18 protein-coding genes and 1 other RNA gene are annotated in these 14,772 nt (G+C 34.1%); 9 read left to right on the top strand and 10 right to left on the bottom strand.

Going from position 1 to position 14,772, the window contains the following annotated elements; translation table 11 throughout:
- From HUE87_RS11945 to HUE87_RS11935, 3 genes are read right to left on the bottom strand one after another with little or no spacing between them, the layout of a single operon-like run.
- Window positions 1-1,302, bottom strand: coding sequence for an aspartate aminotransferase family protein (locus HUE87_RS11945; RefSeq protein ID WP_194366602.1), 1,302 nt, complete (start codon window positions 1,300-1,302; stop codon window positions 1-3).
- The gene (locus HUE87_RS11940) at window positions 1,268-2,134 is read right to left on the bottom strand and encodes a radical SAM/SPASM domain-containing protein (protein ID WP_194366601.1); all 867 of its coding nucleotides are present in this window, start codon (window positions 2,132-2,134) and stop codon (window positions 1,268-1,270) included. The genes HUE87_RS11945 and HUE87_RS11940 overlap by 35 nt, the downstream gene beginning before the upstream one ends.
- Complete coding sequence (locus HUE87_RS11935; protein WP_194366600.1) at window positions 2,135-3,088, bottom strand: methyltransferase domain-containing protein; 954 nt, start codon at window positions 3,086-3,088, stop codon at window positions 2,135-2,137.
- A 152-nt stretch (window positions 3,089-3,240) separates the two neighbouring features.
- Here HUE87_RS11935 and fliD point away from each other — a divergent pair, with 152 nt between their 5' ends.
- From fliD to HUE87_RS11920, 3 genes are all read left to right on the top strand, one after another.
- Window positions 3,241-4,611 carry a flagellar filament capping protein FliD gene (fliD, locus tag HUE87_RS11930; RefSeq protein WP_194366599.1) on the top strand — a complete coding sequence of 457 codons (1,371 nt, stop codon included), beginning with the start codon at window positions 3,241-3,243 and terminating at the stop codon, window positions 4,609-4,611.
- Between the two features lie 92 nt (window positions 4,612-4,703).
- Window positions 4,704-5,078 carry a flagellar export chaperone FliS gene (fliS, locus tag HUE87_RS11925; protein ID WP_194366598.1) on the top strand — a complete coding sequence of 125 codons (375 nt, stop codon included), beginning with the start codon at window positions 4,704-4,706 and terminating at the stop codon, window positions 5,076-5,078.
- The gene (locus HUE87_RS11920; RefSeq protein ID WP_229855162.1) at window positions 5,044-5,319 is read left to right on the top strand and encodes a hypothetical protein; all 276 of its coding nucleotides are present in this window, start codon (window positions 5,044-5,046) and stop codon (window positions 5,317-5,319) included. The genes fliS and HUE87_RS11920 overlap by 35 nt, the downstream gene beginning before the upstream one ends.
- Here HUE87_RS11920 and HUE87_RS11915 read toward each other — a convergent pair.
- Both HUE87_RS11915 and HUE87_RS11910 read right to left on the bottom strand, forming a co-directional pair.
- Window positions 5,314-6,009: an SDR family NAD(P)-dependent oxidoreductase gene (locus HUE87_RS11915; RefSeq protein ID WP_194366597.1), complete on the bottom strand. Its 696-nt coding sequence runs from the start codon at window positions 6,007-6,009 to the stop codon at window positions 5,314-5,316. The two genes, HUE87_RS11920 and HUE87_RS11915, sit on opposite strands and share 6 nt — an antisense overlap.
- Complete coding sequence (locus HUE87_RS11910; protein ID WP_194366596.1) at window positions 6,006-6,539, bottom strand: 5'-methylthioadenosine/S-adenosylhomocysteine nucleosidase family protein; 534 nt, start codon at window positions 6,537-6,539, stop codon at window positions 6,006-6,008. Before HUE87_RS11910 ends, HUE87_RS11915 begins: the two co-directional genes overlap by 4 nt.
- Before the next feature lie 80 nt (window positions 6,540-6,619).
- Here HUE87_RS11910 and ffs point away from each other — a divergent pair.
- Window positions 6,620-6,717, top strand: an RNA gene (ffs, locus tag HUE87_RS11905) — signal recognition particle sRNA small type.
- Between the two features lie 40 nt (window positions 6,718-6,757).
- Here ffs and HUE87_RS11900 read toward each other — a convergent pair.
- The gene (locus HUE87_RS11900) at window positions 6,758-6,985 is read right to left on the bottom strand and encodes a hypothetical protein (RefSeq protein ID WP_194366595.1); all 228 of its coding nucleotides are present in this window, start codon (window positions 6,983-6,985) and stop codon (window positions 6,758-6,760) included.
- A 94-nt stretch (window positions 6,986-7,079) separates the two neighbouring features.
- Between HUE87_RS11900 and rpmI the strand changes: the two genes are divergently transcribed.
- Together rpmI and rplT are read left to right on the top strand one after the other, a co-directional pair.
- Window positions 7,080-7,271 (top strand): 50S ribosomal protein L35, encoded by a 192-nt coding sequence (gene rpmI, locus HUE87_RS11895; RefSeq protein ID WP_194366594.1) that lies wholly within the window; start codon window positions 7,080-7,082, stop codon window positions 7,269-7,271.
- 102 nt (window positions 7,272-7,373) lie between these two features.
- Window positions 7,374-7,733, top strand: coding sequence for a 50S ribosomal protein L20 (gene rplT / locus HUE87_RS11890; protein WP_194366593.1), 360 nt, complete (start codon window positions 7,374-7,376; stop codon window positions 7,731-7,733).
- 71 nt (window positions 7,734-7,804) lie between these two features.
- Here rplT and HUE87_RS11885 read toward each other — a convergent pair whose 3' ends face one another.
- Genes HUE87_RS11885 through HUE87_RS11875 form a run of 3 tightly spaced genes read right to left on the bottom strand, consistent with a single transcriptional unit; the run spans window position 7,805 to window position 10,782 of the window.
- Window positions 7,805-9,028 (bottom strand): replication-associated recombination protein A, encoded by a 1,224-nt coding sequence (locus HUE87_RS11885; protein WP_194366592.1) that lies wholly within the window; start codon window positions 9,026-9,028, stop codon window positions 7,805-7,807.
- A gap of 2 nt (window positions 9,029-9,030) precedes the next feature.
- The gene (locus tag HUE87_RS11880) at window positions 9,031-9,819 is read right to left on the bottom strand and encodes a pseudouridine synthase (RefSeq protein ID WP_229855161.1); all 789 of its coding nucleotides are present in this window, start codon (window positions 9,817-9,819) and stop codon (window positions 9,031-9,033) included.
- A complete protein-coding gene (locus HUE87_RS11875; RefSeq protein WP_194366591.1) occupies window positions 9,820-10,782 on the bottom strand; it encodes a KpsF/GutQ family sugar-phosphate isomerase in 963 nt (320 codons plus the stop codon).
- Between the two features lie 82 nt (window positions 10,783-10,864).
- On the opposite strand from HUE87_RS11875, the gene purN reads away from it, so the two are divergent.
- Complete coding sequence (gene purN, locus HUE87_RS11870) at window positions 10,865-11,422, top strand: phosphoribosylglycinamide formyltransferase (protein WP_194366590.1); 558 nt, start codon at window positions 10,865-10,867, stop codon at window positions 11,420-11,422.
- Window positions 11,423-11,465: 43 nt separating this feature from the next.
- Here purN and HUE87_RS11865 read toward each other — a convergent pair whose 3' ends face one another.
- Window positions 11,466-12,485, bottom strand: coding sequence for a cytochrome-c peroxidase (locus HUE87_RS11865; protein ID WP_194366589.1), 1,020 nt, complete (start codon window positions 12,483-12,485; stop codon window positions 11,466-11,468).
- A gap of 154 nt (window positions 12,486-12,639) precedes the next feature.
- Here HUE87_RS11865 and HUE87_RS11860 point away from each other — a divergent pair, with 154 nt between their 5' ends.
- On the top strand, window positions 12,640-13,374 hold the full coding sequence (locus tag HUE87_RS11860) for an ATP-binding protein (RefSeq protein ID WP_194366588.1): 735 nt from the start codon (window positions 12,640-12,642) through the stop codon (window positions 13,372-13,374).
- 2 nt (window positions 13,375-13,376) lie between these two features.
- On the top strand, window positions 13,377-14,741 hold the full coding sequence (locus tag HUE87_RS11855) for an NAD(P)H-hydrate dehydratase (RefSeq protein ID WP_194366587.1): 1,365 nt from the start codon (window positions 13,377-13,379) through the stop codon (window positions 14,739-14,741).
- Window positions 14,742-14,772: the final 31 nt, after the last annotated feature.

The raw sequence follows: 14,772 nt of genomic DNA, 5'->3' as shown, positions 1-14,772 counted from the left end.
TTATAGATATCCCATTTCTTTAAATCTTTTGATTTCAATTTCATAAGCTTTTATAATTTTATCTATATCTTTTTTCTTATGTTTTATTGATAAAAAATTGATTCTATTGGAAGCTATATGAATTTTGTGATTTTCTAGCATGTTTTTATAAAAAAGGCTTTGTATCTCTATGCTCTTTTCATGTTGATCTCTGGAGTGTCTTGATGTTACTGGGAATGATGTGAAGATAAATCTTAACATTGAATTTATACCTATCATATGTGCGGATACTTCATTTATCTGACATATTTTATTGATAGAATCTCTAAAGTACTTAGATTTTTTTTCGAGTTTAGGATAGATTTTATTTTTATTTTTTATGAGATGCTTTAGCATAGTATAAGATGCTGTGATACTTAGAGGATTTGCAGAGAAAGTTCCACCCATAAAAATAGACTGTGGATTTTCTTTAGTGCCTACTTTTATGGTTTGCATAACTTTTTGTGTGCCTGCTACTACAGCTAATGGAAGACCACCTCCAACTGCTTTGCCATAAGTGGCTATATCAGCTTTTATCCCATAATATTCTTGTGCTCCACCAAGAGCAACTCTAAACCCTGTTATTATTTCATCGAATCCTAAGAGAATATCGTGCTCTTGTGTAGTTTTTCGTAAGTTTTGCAAAAAGCCCTTAATATCATCTCTTGGATTTGAGCCCTGTGCAGGCTCAATAAGTACCATAGCTAAGTCATTTTTATTCTTTGTGATGATTTCAAATGCTTTTTCTTGATTGTACGGAAGAAGAATGATGTTTTTAAGTATATCATGAAGCATTCCGTTTGACTTCAAAATCTTTTTTGGAACTTGCTCATTACCTACGTACGTGTCGTCAACCATAAGTAAATCATGACTTCCGTGCCAGCTACCACTAAAAATTGCAATCTTCTTCTTGTTTGTATATGCTCTAGCAATTCTTATGGCACGCATTGTGGCTTCTGATCCAGTTGAACAAAATACGAATCTATTAAAGTTTGGAATTGCTTGATTTAGTAATGATGCGAGTTCATGCGTTTTTTCATTAGGCAGTGTATATAATGAGCCTTTTTTAAGCTGCTTAATTATTTCATTTTGGATGAATTTTTGAGCGTGTCCAAGCACAAAGCTTCCACCACCCATAGCTGTATCAATATAAATATTATTTTTTACATCTTTAATATAGCAATCATAAGACTCTTTGATATATAATTTATTGTCATCTGGAGCATAACCTTCATTTAAAACTAAAGATTTATTTTTCATAATATTGAGTCCATAATTTTGCATGCTCTTCTCCATGCAGTGTTCCATTAGCATCACATCTATTACACGGCGGTAGGTCCCTTGAAGCATTCGAAAGGTGTGTTCTGTATTTTTTAAGTATTTGTGATGTCCAAACTTCAATAACTGTACTTATCATTAAGTTTCCTGTTTTTATACGTCTATTCCAATCTTGGGTGCACAAGAAGACATCGCCATTCCAATCTACCATCATAGAGTATGACGGGTAAAAGCACTGCTTATGCGTATCTATTTTATTTTCATTTATTAATACACCAGCTCTATTTGTAAGTTTAACTCCATAATTATCATCTTGTGTATACCATCTATCCCGAAGTATGTATTTATCTTCTGATATATCGGCATCCAAAAATAGTTTTTTAAACTCTTCTATTTGGTGTTCACCATCGTACATGCTTACTATGATTTTATTAAGACCAGCGTTATATAAGTCTTGAATATATTGTAAATTTAATGGGTCGCCGTTTGTAGTTATTTCCACATTACAAAATGTACTAAAAGTTTTGCACATGTTTATAATATCTTTATTTAATAGCGGCTCACCATAGCCTGCTAGCATTATAGTCCCTGAAAAGTTTATATTTTTTAATTCTGTTGCAATTTTTTCATAAAGTTTTGGAAGCATTTTTTGGTTTTGATTAGGCGCTATGCTATCATCACTTTTTGGGCAAAATACACAGGCTCTATTACAGACATCTATTGGACTTAGCTCTATCCAGCTTGGCAAAGGAAATCCTTCATTACTTAAATGAATATCTTTACTAACTAGTTCTTCAATTCTATTTATACTATTTTGTAAGGTCTGTTTATAGTCCATTTAACGTTTCCTTGCTACTACTATACAAAAACCAGTATGCTCATCACAAAGTGGTAAAAACCTGTCTTGATCTTGATAGTAAAAGTGTATTTCAAAGTTTATTAGTCTTGTTTTTATTGCATTAATAAACTCTTGTTTTGGCATTTCGTTTATGTGGTATGGATTTGTGACGTATGGCTTATTGTCTTTATATCTGAGCATAGGAGATGAACCAATAAATACCCCGCCACTTTTAATCCAAGTAGATATATTTGTTAAAAAGTTCAAAAATGTATCGTGCGGAATATGTTCTAATGTCTCTATTGATACGATGCTGTCAAATGAAGAAGCATCAAAGTCTAGCATTGAAAGGTCGCTTTGTTTAAAGTTGATATTGCTTGAAAAGTTATTTTGTTTAGCAAAAGTTATAGCATCATTTGAAAGGTCAACTCCCAATACACTATTTGAATATAATGACAACATTTTACTGCCATATCCAGAACCGCATGCACAGTCAAGAGTCTCTGAACTTTGAGCTAAAAAGTTTGTAGCAAATTTATATCTAGCCAAATGTCTTTGCTCATTTGAGTCATTTGTAGATTCATCATCGCTTATATATAATCTCTCTGGTGAGAAACTATCCAAAAGCATATGTAGCGTTATGTAGCCAATTAGTTTATTATTTTCATCAACAACGGCTAAGATATTTATTTGGTTTTCTCTTAAAACAAGTAGTGCATCGGATGCGCTTTGTGAGGATAATATTTTTTTTGGATTTAAAGATATATTGTCTTCTATATTATGGCATAAGTTATTAGAAAAACATTTTCTTACATCACCATCGGTAATAATTCCATGCAGCGATAAGTCTTCATTTATTATGAAAAGAGTTCCTTCAATAAACTTACTTAAAATGTTGTCTTGTAAAGAGTGGATTTCCTCTGATTTTATTACGTTTAATATTTGACTTTGCATAATACTAGACACTTTAGGTATGTTTTGTAAACTCAACTTTTAAACCCTTTTTTAATATATAAACTTATGTTATTATAGCTAAAAAAAAAATACATTTTGCCGATACTACATCTATAAACTGTATTACAATATTATGATGGAAAGGATATATTATGTCTATTAGTTCAGTGGGCGTTGGCTCAGGTATATTAACACAAGACGTTATGGATCAATTGAGGGCTGCTGATGAATCAAGTCGGATTACGCCTATAGATTTAAATCTAGCAAACGAGGGTGACAAAAAAGATGCACTAGAAATTATTGATGCTAATATGACTAACCTTACAGATGCGATTAATGAACTAAAAAGTCATGCACTTTTTGGTGAGCGATCTTCTGATGTAACAGGTACCGCGGTAGAAGTTGTCGCAGCAGCTAACAGTGATATTCAAGACTTCACATTAACAGTTGGTAACTTAGCTACAAAGCAGATAGAAGAATCTGGTGCCTTTACGGCTAGCACAGAGACGATCGCCAATGCGGCTGGTAGCATGAACTTAAATATTGATGGGGTAGACTTTACAATTGATTATGACGCAACAACAACTTTAAATGATTTTAAAAATGCTATTAACAGTGTCGCTGGAGAAAAGGTTGATGCTACTGTTGTTCAGATAAACAGCGGTGAGTTTCGTTTGTTTGTTAGTTCTGCTGATACTGGAACAACACAAAATATTACAATGACAGATAATAGTGCAGCTCTAAAGGACACTCGTTTAACTATAGGATTAACAGCATTACAGTCAGGCGTTGATGCAAACTTTACATTTAATGGACAAGCTATCACTCGTACTAGCAATAATGTAAGTGATTTGGTGACTGGCTTAGATATTACTCTCAAAGAAGTTGGAACCTCTTCTGTAAGTGTGGCTCAAAATCGTGATACTATAATGGAGAAATTTGATAGTTTTGTAGAGCATTACAATGCAGCAATTACTGAACTAAACAATATGACAAAGCCAAGTACAGAATCAGGGGAAAGGGGTATATTTTCTTCAGAAAGTACTATTAAGGGTATGAAAAGCAGTATTGAAGATATGATTAGCGGTGTTGGTGGTGGTGTTGGTTCTTTATTTGATTATGGGTTCAATGTCGATAAAGATGGAGTTATGACTTTGAATAAAGATACTTTGAATAAAGCACTAGATGATAACTCAACAAATGTAGAAGCATTTTTTGCTGGGGGTACTTACACTAATGCAGATTTAACTACAACGGTGGTTGATGGTGCATTTGTTGATATGTCAACTATCATAGAAGGGTATACAAAATATAATGCAACTCTTGACCAGTTTAAAACTTCTATTACAGAATCTATTTCAACGCTGGAGGAAAGAAAGATTTCTGTCACAGAACAGCTTGATGATAAATATGCGATTCTTAAAAAACAGTTTATCGCCTACGATTTAATGATTAGTAGATTCAATTCGGCTTCATCAATGTTTACTCAAATGGCAGAAGCTCAGTCAGCTGCTTCAAATTAGTAAAGTTGTTTTAAAAGAGCTAAATAAAATGCTGAGTTAGCCGATATATTATCATGAAAGAAACTAGTAAAGTTGGTAAAAAAGGATCTAATATGTATGGTAGCGCAGCTCATAATATTTATGCACAGAATAATGTAGAAGTGGAGTCTCCAGCTAAGCTCATAGAGATGCTTTATGAGGGTGTTCTTCGGTTTAACGCACAGGCGAAAAAGGCCATAAAAGATGGGGATATCGAAAAAAGAGTCTATTGGATAAATCGTTCTACATCTATTATTGTAGAGCTCGTCTCTATTCTAGACCTTAATCAGGGTGGGGTGTCTGAATATTTAAATGGACTTTATAATTATGAAATTCAACTTTTAGCGGAAGCTAACATGGATAATGACATATCAAAAATAGATGAAGTAAGTAATGTTTTTAAAGGTCTCTCGGATGCATGGAGAGAAACGAACAATGTGGCTCACTAGGTTTAAAATAGCTATTATTGAAAAGAATATAGATAAATTAAACGAGTTGATGGAGGAGCTTCCAAAGCTTGAAGAAAAAAGAGAGATAGAAGAGGCTATATACCTATTGCGGGAAGCTTCAGAGTTGATCTACACATTAAAAGATGAGACGTCTGCTTCTATGAAACTTATTAAAAAAAATTTACAATTTTTACGCTCAACTGATATACCCACTTCAAAAAAGTTAGATATTAAACTATAGCTTCTTTTTAGAAATCCCAAAATTCAGACTTCTTATGGTATATTCGCTTACAACGGCACCTTTCCTCATGCTGATTATATGCTCAACAGCGTCAGCTATATCCGAAGCCAACAGCCTTTCATCATCTTTAGAGCTTGTCTCAAATCTAAGCTCATCATAGAAATTTGTTTGGGTCATATCGGGATTTATATTTGTAACGCTTAGTCCGCTTTTTCGTGTCTCTTCAAAAAGAGAGTCGCTAAAAGCTTTTAATCCAGCTTTTGTTGCAGAGTAAACTGCTGCAAATTTGCTAGCTTTTATAGCCTCAATACTGCTTATATTTATAAGGTAACCACTGTTTTTTTTCAAATTTCTCAGACATGCATTGGTAAGCAGCATAGGTGCTGTAAGATTGAGATAAACCATATCTGCAATAGTTTTAGTGCTTAACTCTTCATGTGGCTCAAATTTTCCAAATCCGGCGCAGTTGATTAACATGTAGATATCGTCTTGGGCAATACTGTTACATGTAGAGATTGTTGAAGCAGAGTTTGATAGATCAGCTTTAAGAGATGTAAAATTTTCACTGTTAAAATCAGCATTGTCAACACTTCTGCTAATGCCGATAACCATGTACCCTAGGTTTAAAAGTCTTAAACTAATCTCTTTCCCGATTCCGCTACTAGCTCCAGTTACAACAACTTTTTTCAACTCAATACCTTTTTCATAATCTCATTTATCACGCTAGATATAAGCAATTTAGCCTTCTCTTTTGTAACTTGCTTTGGCTCAAAGTGATCACTTACAACTTTGTACATGTAGATGTTTTTTATCTCTTTTGTGGCCTCATAAAAACCAAATGACTCCATATCTACAATAGTAAAATTATCTTTATCAACTTCACTATCTTCACAGTTAATTACATGTGAAGTATTTTCATTTATCAAAAAGTTTTCATTTTTGTATATTACAGAAGCAATCTCCAAAAGTTCACCGATTTTGTGCTTTTTATTTGCACCACAGATACCAATATTTAAAAAAATATCATCTTCGTTGGGTTTGAATTTTTCAATAATTTTAGTGGTAGCAATTTTTGCATTTAAGACCCCAATCCCACTAATAATCAGAGTCATATTTTCATCTACATGTAGAGTGAAGTTTTCAAGTTTTGTTTTGGTGAGTTTATATTTGTCTACAAAGGCTTGAGCCTCAGATTTTAATGCGATTATGATATATAACATGTAATATTGTATCAGATTTGTAATAATTTCATGGCAACTCTTTGTAATTTCAGCTTTTTTGGCTACAATTTCAACGCTCTTCTTTAGACCTGTGCAATGGTGTTTTAGGATACTGTGTCAGGGTAGGAATACAGCAGCACACCTTAAAGTGTTATGTGCCGCAGGTATCTGGAGAAGGGTACTTTCTCTTAATAAAAATCATTAACTAAATAAATTTTTCACTCTTCTCTATGTTTAGATATTCCGCATGGCTGATTTTGTTTTGGCGGGTTGCTTTTTAGGTATGTTAAATCTTCCAATGTTTGAGTTAAAACTTTTTTTACCTGAAGTTTTGGAAGCATAAGATTGTCTTTTTCATTAAGTGGAATACTCCAATCTAGCAGTATAGACTCAACTTCTTTATCTAGCTCTTTTAGCGCATTTTCTATGTGTGTTATTGAATTCATAGCACTAGTATAACAAAAAATGAAGAATATTTGGGTATAATTGCGCTCTCAAAGTACACTTTTGTGTGCGGAGAATTTTATGAAGGAGTTATCGATGCCAAAAATGAAATCTGTTAAAGGCGCTGTAAAGCGTTTTAAAGTTAAGAAAAATGGCTCTGTAAAACGTGGTACAGCGTACAGAAGTCACATTCTTACTAAACAAGATGCAGGTACTCGTCGTGAGCAAAACAGCCCAAAAGTTGTTGCTAAAGCAGACGAGGCAAATATCAAGGCTATGATTAACTAATAGTAGTTAGATCATAAATCTCCAGATTATATCTGGGCAAGACCACCAAATAAGTGGCACCTTCATCACAAACTAGTGAGTAGGTAAAGAAAAAGGAAAGAAATGCCAAGAGTAAAAACAGGTGTTGTTCGTAGAAGAAGACACAAAAAGATTTTAAAATTAGCGAAAGGTTTTTACAGCGGACGCCGTAAACACTACCGTAAAGCTAAGGAACAAATTGAACGTTCATTAGTATATGCACACCGTGATCGTAAGCAGAAAAAACGTGACTTCCGTAGTTTATGGATTGTACGTATTAACGCTGCTGCTCGTCTTAACGGTATGAACTATTCTACGTTTATAAATGGACTTCACAAATCTGGCATCGAGCTTGATCGTAAAATTCTTGCTGATATGGCGATGAATGATGCAGCAGCATTTACTGCAGTTGCAACAGCATCTAAAGCAGCATTAGCTTCATAAGCTAAGTTTGAAAGTGTAACTTTTGTTACACTTCACTCTTCACACAAATAGTACCCACCAATTAAAGATTTTTATTTTTCAATATTAGTAATGCTTATTAGCCAATCTTTCATTTTCTTCTCATAACCTATATCTTTAAGCTCTACAAACTTCAAACATTTTGACATGTAGCTCTGTTTTACAAAGCCTCCAAAATCATGAGGGTACAAATACCCATCGCCAGTCTGTTTTAGATGTTTTGGAATCTCTAGCATTACCCCATTGTTTACAGTGTTTAAAGCTTTATTGATTGCTTCGTATGCTGAGTTTGATTTTGGAGAAGCACAGAGATAAATGACAGCTTGAGCTAAAATTATCCTAGCTTCAGGGTAGCCGATTTTACCGACACTGGTCATGGCAGATGTTGTAAGTGTTAAGGCTTGAGGGTTAGCATTTCCTATGTCTTCACTGGCTAAAATAACTAGTCGTCTGGCGATAAACTCAGCACTCTCCCCACCATCTATAAGTCGTGCAAGATAGTATATACCAGCATCAGCATCAGAGCCTCTTATAGACTTAATCATAGCACTTGTTAGGTCGTAGTGAACACCAGCTTCACTGCTTCCGGCAGAGAGAGCATTTGGTCTTAAAGATTTTAAAATATCAAGTGTTATATTTGTATCTATATTTGAAGCAAACTCTAAAAGTTTTAACATCGCTCTTGCATCTCCACCACTACTAGCAACCAAATAGTCTTTAGCATCATCATTACACGCCAAGAGTACTTCCTCGCTACCGCTCACAGTGCATGTAAGCTTAGAATTTAGGAGAGCTTTATCTAAAAGTTTAAAAAGTGCTTCGTTTGAGATGTGATGCAACTCAAAAAGCATAGAGCGAGAGCGAATGGCTGAAGTTAGTGAAAAGAAAGGGTTTTCAGTTGAAGCACCTATGATTAAAACAGAGTTGTTCTCCATAACAGGAAGCAAAACTTCTTGCTGATTTTTAGCTAAACGATGAACTTCATCTATGAATATAAGAGGTTTTTGCAGAGCGTTTTTATACTGCTCAAAAATCTTTCTAAGCTGTTCTACTTTTAGCGAGGTGGCGTTAAATTCATAAAATGGCATATCCATTTTTTTTGCAATAACTCTAGCAATAGAAGTTTTCCCACATCCGGCAGGACCAAAGAAAAAACTATGCCCTAGAACGCCCTTTTCACACAATACCCTAAGTGGAGAGGTTGGAGAACTTAGATGCTCCTGACCAACTAAATCATCAAAATTATTTGGCCGTAAAAGGTGTGTGAAATCTGACAAGGCTACTTCTCGCCACGCTCTCTTTTGAGTTTTTGCTCTGCTTTCATAAAAGTAGTTAGAGCCGAGTATTCACTTCTAGATAAAAATCTTGTTTTTCCAGTTGGAAGGTTATTTAACTCCACCTCTGCAAAACTAATTCGTTTAAGATCTGCTACATCAGTCCCAAAGTGTGCAAAAAATCTTCTGATTTCACGGTTTTGACCCTCAGAGATTGCTATTTTTAAAACAGAGTAGTTATGTTCACTTTTTTGTATTTTATAACCTATAAAAGGTGCAAATGTCATTGAAGTAATTTTTGAGTGTGAGTGACCACCAGCACTAGCATCATCAATAGTCATACCATTCATCATAGCACTTTCCATTTCAGAAGTGATTTCGCCTTTGATTTTTACCTTGTATATTCTCTCTAGGTTAGAGTTCATGAGTGCAGTCGCAATTTTAGAAGCATCCGTAAGAAGTAAAACACCTTCGGTTGCGTAATCTAATCGACCAACAGGGATGAAGTGCTTATACTGTTTATCTAATCCGTCATATATTGTTCTTCTGCCTTTTGGGTCACTTTTAGTTACAAGTTCACCTTTTGGCTTGTTATAAACTATAACAGTGTATTTATCTCTTGGAGTGATTTGTTTGCCACTCACATAAACTATAACTTCCTTCTCATCAACTTGTGTTGCAGGGTTGTCTTGAATCTCTCCATCTACTCTTGCATAACCATCTTGAATAGCTTTGTCAGCTTCTCTTCTTGAGTAACTTGAGTGGTGGGCAATGTATTTATTTAATCTCATCATTTATGAAATACCTTTTTCTATCAAAGTATGGATGTGAAGCACGCCTTTTACTTTTTTATCTTTATCTGTTACAACTAAAAGTTGTATCTTCATCTCTTCTATCATTACAAGTGCTTCACTTGCAAGTATATTTTCATCATCTATTGTTCTTGGATTATGAGTAGCATATTTCCAAACACTATCTTCAAGTGAAAAATCTTCGCTTAAAAGTGCTCTACGAATATCACCATCACTTACAAGTGCCAATAGTCTGTCCTCGCTGTCTGTTACTAATACAGTTCCAAGCCTACCTTCGCTAATTTTAACAATAGCATCTTTTAGTTTTGTATCAGAACTTATAACTGGTAAATTTTCACTTCTCATCAGGTCACTAACTTTTACAAATAGTTGTTTCCCTAAAGCTCCGCCAGGGTGAAACGAAGCAAAATCACTTTTTTTGAAATCTCTAGCCTTCATTAGACAGACGGCAAGAGCATCTCCTAAAGCTAAAGTTAAAGTTGTTGAACTTGTCGGTGCAATATTCAGAGGACAAGCCTCTTTCTCAACCACTACATCTATAACTAAATCGCTATATTTTCCAAGTGTTGAATTTCTGTCTCTTGTCATACCGATAAGAGGAGTGTTAAATCTTTTTACATGTGGAAGTATAGAGCTTAACTCTTCACTCTCTCCGCTGTAACTTATTGCGATAACAACATCATCTTTACCAATCATTCCTAAGTCACCGTGAAGTGCCTCAGTAGGATGTAAAAAAAAGCTTGGAGTTCCAGTTGAAGCGAAAGTAGCAGCCATCTTTGCCCCGATTAGTCCAGATTTTCCAACACCAGTAATAATAAGTTTACCACTGCATGCAAGTATAATCTCAACCGCTCTGTCAAAAACGTCATCTATCTTTTTTGCACTCTGTAAAAGAGTGTTTGCTTCAATCTCTAAGGTCTCTTGTGCGATTTGTTTATAATTCATAGCGCAATTATACCTTTTTTGTCTTCATTTTTTGGTACATGTAGATATAATTTTATTGCATATAAAATAGGAAATTAATAAAATGAAAAAAATCGTTATACTCTTTAGCGGTGATGGCTTTAATGCACAAAATATTATTCAGTCACTACATAAAAAAGAGTGCTTTGTTGCATGTGGTATTACAAATAACAAAAATGCAAAAGGTATAGAAAAACTTAGTTTACTAGGTGTAAAAACAGAGGTTTTAGAACACACTGAATTTGATTCAAGAGAGAGTTTTGACGGGGAGCTTGTAAAATTAATAAATTCATACGCTCCTGATTTGGTTGTGCTTAGTGGATTTATGAGAATACTCTCTTCTGTATTCACCTCAAATATCAGAGCAATAAATCTTCACCCCTCTTTGTTGCCAAAATACAAAGGTGCAAAAGCAATACAGAGAAGTTTTGAAGGCACAAGTGATGAGTGTGGAGTGAGTGTTCATTGGGTGAGTAGTGAACTTGATGGCGGAGATATAATATTGCAAAAAAAGTTTATTCGCAGTGACGATGAGACCTTAGATAGTTTTACTAAAAAGATAAAAGAGATAGAGTATGAGTTAATGCCAAAAGCTATTGTGAAAGTTTTCAGTAAAGATTAGAGGTTCAATTATACCCAAAAGAAGGGTATAAAAGTGAAGTACTTTAATTGAGGTCTGGTTTAGGAGTAGTATTTGTTGAAGCTGGAAGTATTGGCAAAGAAAGGGCAGGTTTAACACCATCTAAGGCTTTTAAGAACGCCTCTATAGAAGCGGCTTCTTTGTCATTGATTTTTTCACCCACTTGAATACGACCCATCTCAATTATTGCCTCTTTAAGATTCCATACTTCTCCATTATGAAAATATGGTGCAGTTTGAGTAATATTACGAAGTGTTGGCACTTTTACCATACCGTTCTTGTCACCCTTAAAATCTCCAATATTTTGGTGAATGTAAGTTCCTGTAATATTAAAAGCATTCATCTCTCCACCCAGAGCAATTCCATTATGACAAGTTGCACAACCTTTGTCTATAAAAGTTTTAAGACCAGCCTTTTGAATAGGAGTAATTGCATTCTCACTCCCATTTAAGTAGTTGTCATATGGAGATGGAGTTACAAGTGTTCTCTCAAAAGTAGCTATAGTGTCTGTTATTTTTTCAAAGCTAATTTTTACACTATCTCCGTAAGCATACTTAAACTCATTTACATAATCAGGGATAGATGTAACAGTTTGTACTACATGCTCTTTTGTTGCTGCCATCTCTGGATGAGCTTGAATAGGGCCTTGTGCTTGTTTTTCTAAGTCAGGGTCACGACCATCCCAAAACTGAGAAGAGAAAAATACAGAGTTATAAACAGTTGGTGAGTTTAAATGGTGTGGATTTGCAACCCATTTATGACCAATAGCAGCAGAGACACCGTCGTCTCCACCCTCACTTAAGTTATGACAAGTATTACAGCTAATGATTCCACTTTTAGACAGTCTTGGGTCAAAGTATAATTTTTTACCAAGCTCAACCTTTTTTGAAGTAATAGGATTTTTTTGATTATCAATCAACTTTAAAAGCTCAGTCTGAGAACTAGGAATTGGTAGCAAACCTATTTTTTTTGCATCATCAGACAAATTAGAAGCGACAAGGGAAGCTGTTATAAGAGTTAACGATAAAAGAGTTTTTTCGTACATGTTATTTCCTTATATATATTATATGTAAATTATATATATATTTGGCTTTATGAGATATAATTTTTTTATATTAGATATGGAACAGATATAAAGATAAATTTATTATTTTATATAAGATATAATATTTGATAAAAACTTTATTCAGAGGCACAAAATGAGAGATAGACTAGGGAAATACGAAAGCAGTATAAATACATTGAGGCTAGAGAATAGGTCACTTCGTTATAATACTTTAATTTTAGGTGAAGAAGGTTCTGGCAAAACAAATCTTGCATGTAGAATTAGAAATTATGCAATTGATAATAATGTTCCAACTTTATACCTTGATTTCTCAGACCCTAACGAGGACAACATAGAATTGAGATATAAAGATGAATATTTTAATTATATTAGATTCGATGAGAGCAAATCTTTTAAAGAGGAACTAGCAAAATTAATAGCCGAAAAAAAACATATCTATATGTCTGTTAATTCAAACTATTTTTCAAATAAAAGGGATATAAAAAGTGAATTGACTCAAACACTTCAAATGCAAGAACTTTTAGATAATTATTATTACTTTTTTCATGATATTGAAAACTTAAATGGCTTCTATACAAAATTTGAGGACTTTTTGCTTTATATGCTGGGCTTTTTAAATCTAAAGAAATATGGATTTACTTTTTTGACACAGCCTCATAGGATCTTTGAAAACCCACAGCTAAAGTTGTTGTTTACGTTTTTATATTTAGGAAAATGTTCTAGTCTTGAGTCTTTCAATACGGCAAAATTAAAAAGACTACCAAAAAACAGATTTTTTTATCAGTACAGAACAGACTATCATACTCTTTTATTTAATGATATTAAGAGTAATGAGGTCCAGATAGATGAATATATTTTTGAAGAGTAGATGTGCAAAAACTTTTTGATGAGGTAGCTACATTAGATAAAAGATGCTACGAAGAGTTCTACTTAACTGAAGATATTTTGATGGAACACGCAGCCAATGGAATGGCTGAATATATTCGTTCAAAATTTCCCAATGGCTCAAAAGTATTATTTGCATGTGGAAGTGGAAATAATGGTGCCGATGGTATCGCATGCGCAAGACTCCTACATGTAGATTATGACGTATCTATTTTTTATGCTAAAAAACCAAACTCTAAATTGGCACTTCTTCAAGAGAAGCGAGCCAAAAGTATATGCGTTAAAGCATCCAAAAAACTTGAAGATTGTGATGTTCTAGTTGATGCAATAGTTGGAACAGGTTTTAGTGGTGAGTTTAGTGATGAGCTAATAAATATAATAGCTGAAATGAACTCTACTAATGCATTTAAAATTGCTTGTGATGTTCCATCTGCTTATGAGTTCAGAGCGGATGTGACTCTAACAATGGGTGCTTTGAAAAAGAGTATGTTTTTAGATTCAGTGAAAGAGTTTGTGGGAGAGATAAAAGTTTTAGATTTAGGTCTAAGCAGAGAGCTGTATGAAAAAAGCAGTAACTGGAATTTACTTGATTTAGATGATATGAAACTTCCATTTAGAACTAAAGAAGATTCCCACAAAGGAAGTTATGGACATCTAGTATTAGCATGTGGAGATAAAAGTGGAGCAGGGATCATTAGTGCTTTATCAGCTTTGAGGTTTGGAAGCGGGTTGGTTACCCTTGTTGGATTTGAAGATATAAAAATTCCACACACAATAATGTACTCACATGTAGTTCCAAAAAATGCAACTGCCATAGCCATTGGTATGGGTTTGGGAGAGGAGTTTAGTGACAAAGAGTTAGCTAGATTTTTAGATAATGATCTACCTTTCATTGCAGATGCCGATATATTTTACATGTCGATAATATTATCTATATTAAATAGAAAAAATGTAGTTATAACCCCACATGTAAAAGAGTTTATCTCACTTCTGAAAATAACCAAGATAGCAGATATAAGTGTAGAGGAGCTACAGAAAAATCGTTTTAAATATGCAGAGGATTTTTGTAAAGTGTTTCCACATGTAACACTTATTTTAAAAGGGGCAAATGTAATTATCGCCAAGGGCAATAAGTTTTATATAAACCCACATGGAACTTCTGCTTTGGCAAAAGGTGGCAGTGGTGATGTCTTAAGTGGTTTAGTAGGTTCACTACTCGCTCAAGGCCACGATAGTTTGTCTGCCGCGATAAACGCCTCTTTAGCTCATGTTCAACTGGCACTAAATTACAGCGGTTCTAATTTTTCACTTACCCCTGATGACTTGATAGAAGGTATTGGTAAATTATAAGATTGCTTATGTTATAAAGACGCTTTTAAAC

It is taken from the genome of Candidatus Sulfurimonas marisnigri (assembly GCF_015265475.1).
Classification (GTDB): Bacteria; Campylobacterota; Campylobacteria; order Campylobacterales; family Sulfurimonadaceae; genus Sulfurimonas; species Sulfurimonas marisnigri.
The sequence above is the reverse complement of the archived record's forward strand: the minus strand, read 5'-3'. Positions and strand labels throughout refer to the sequence as shown.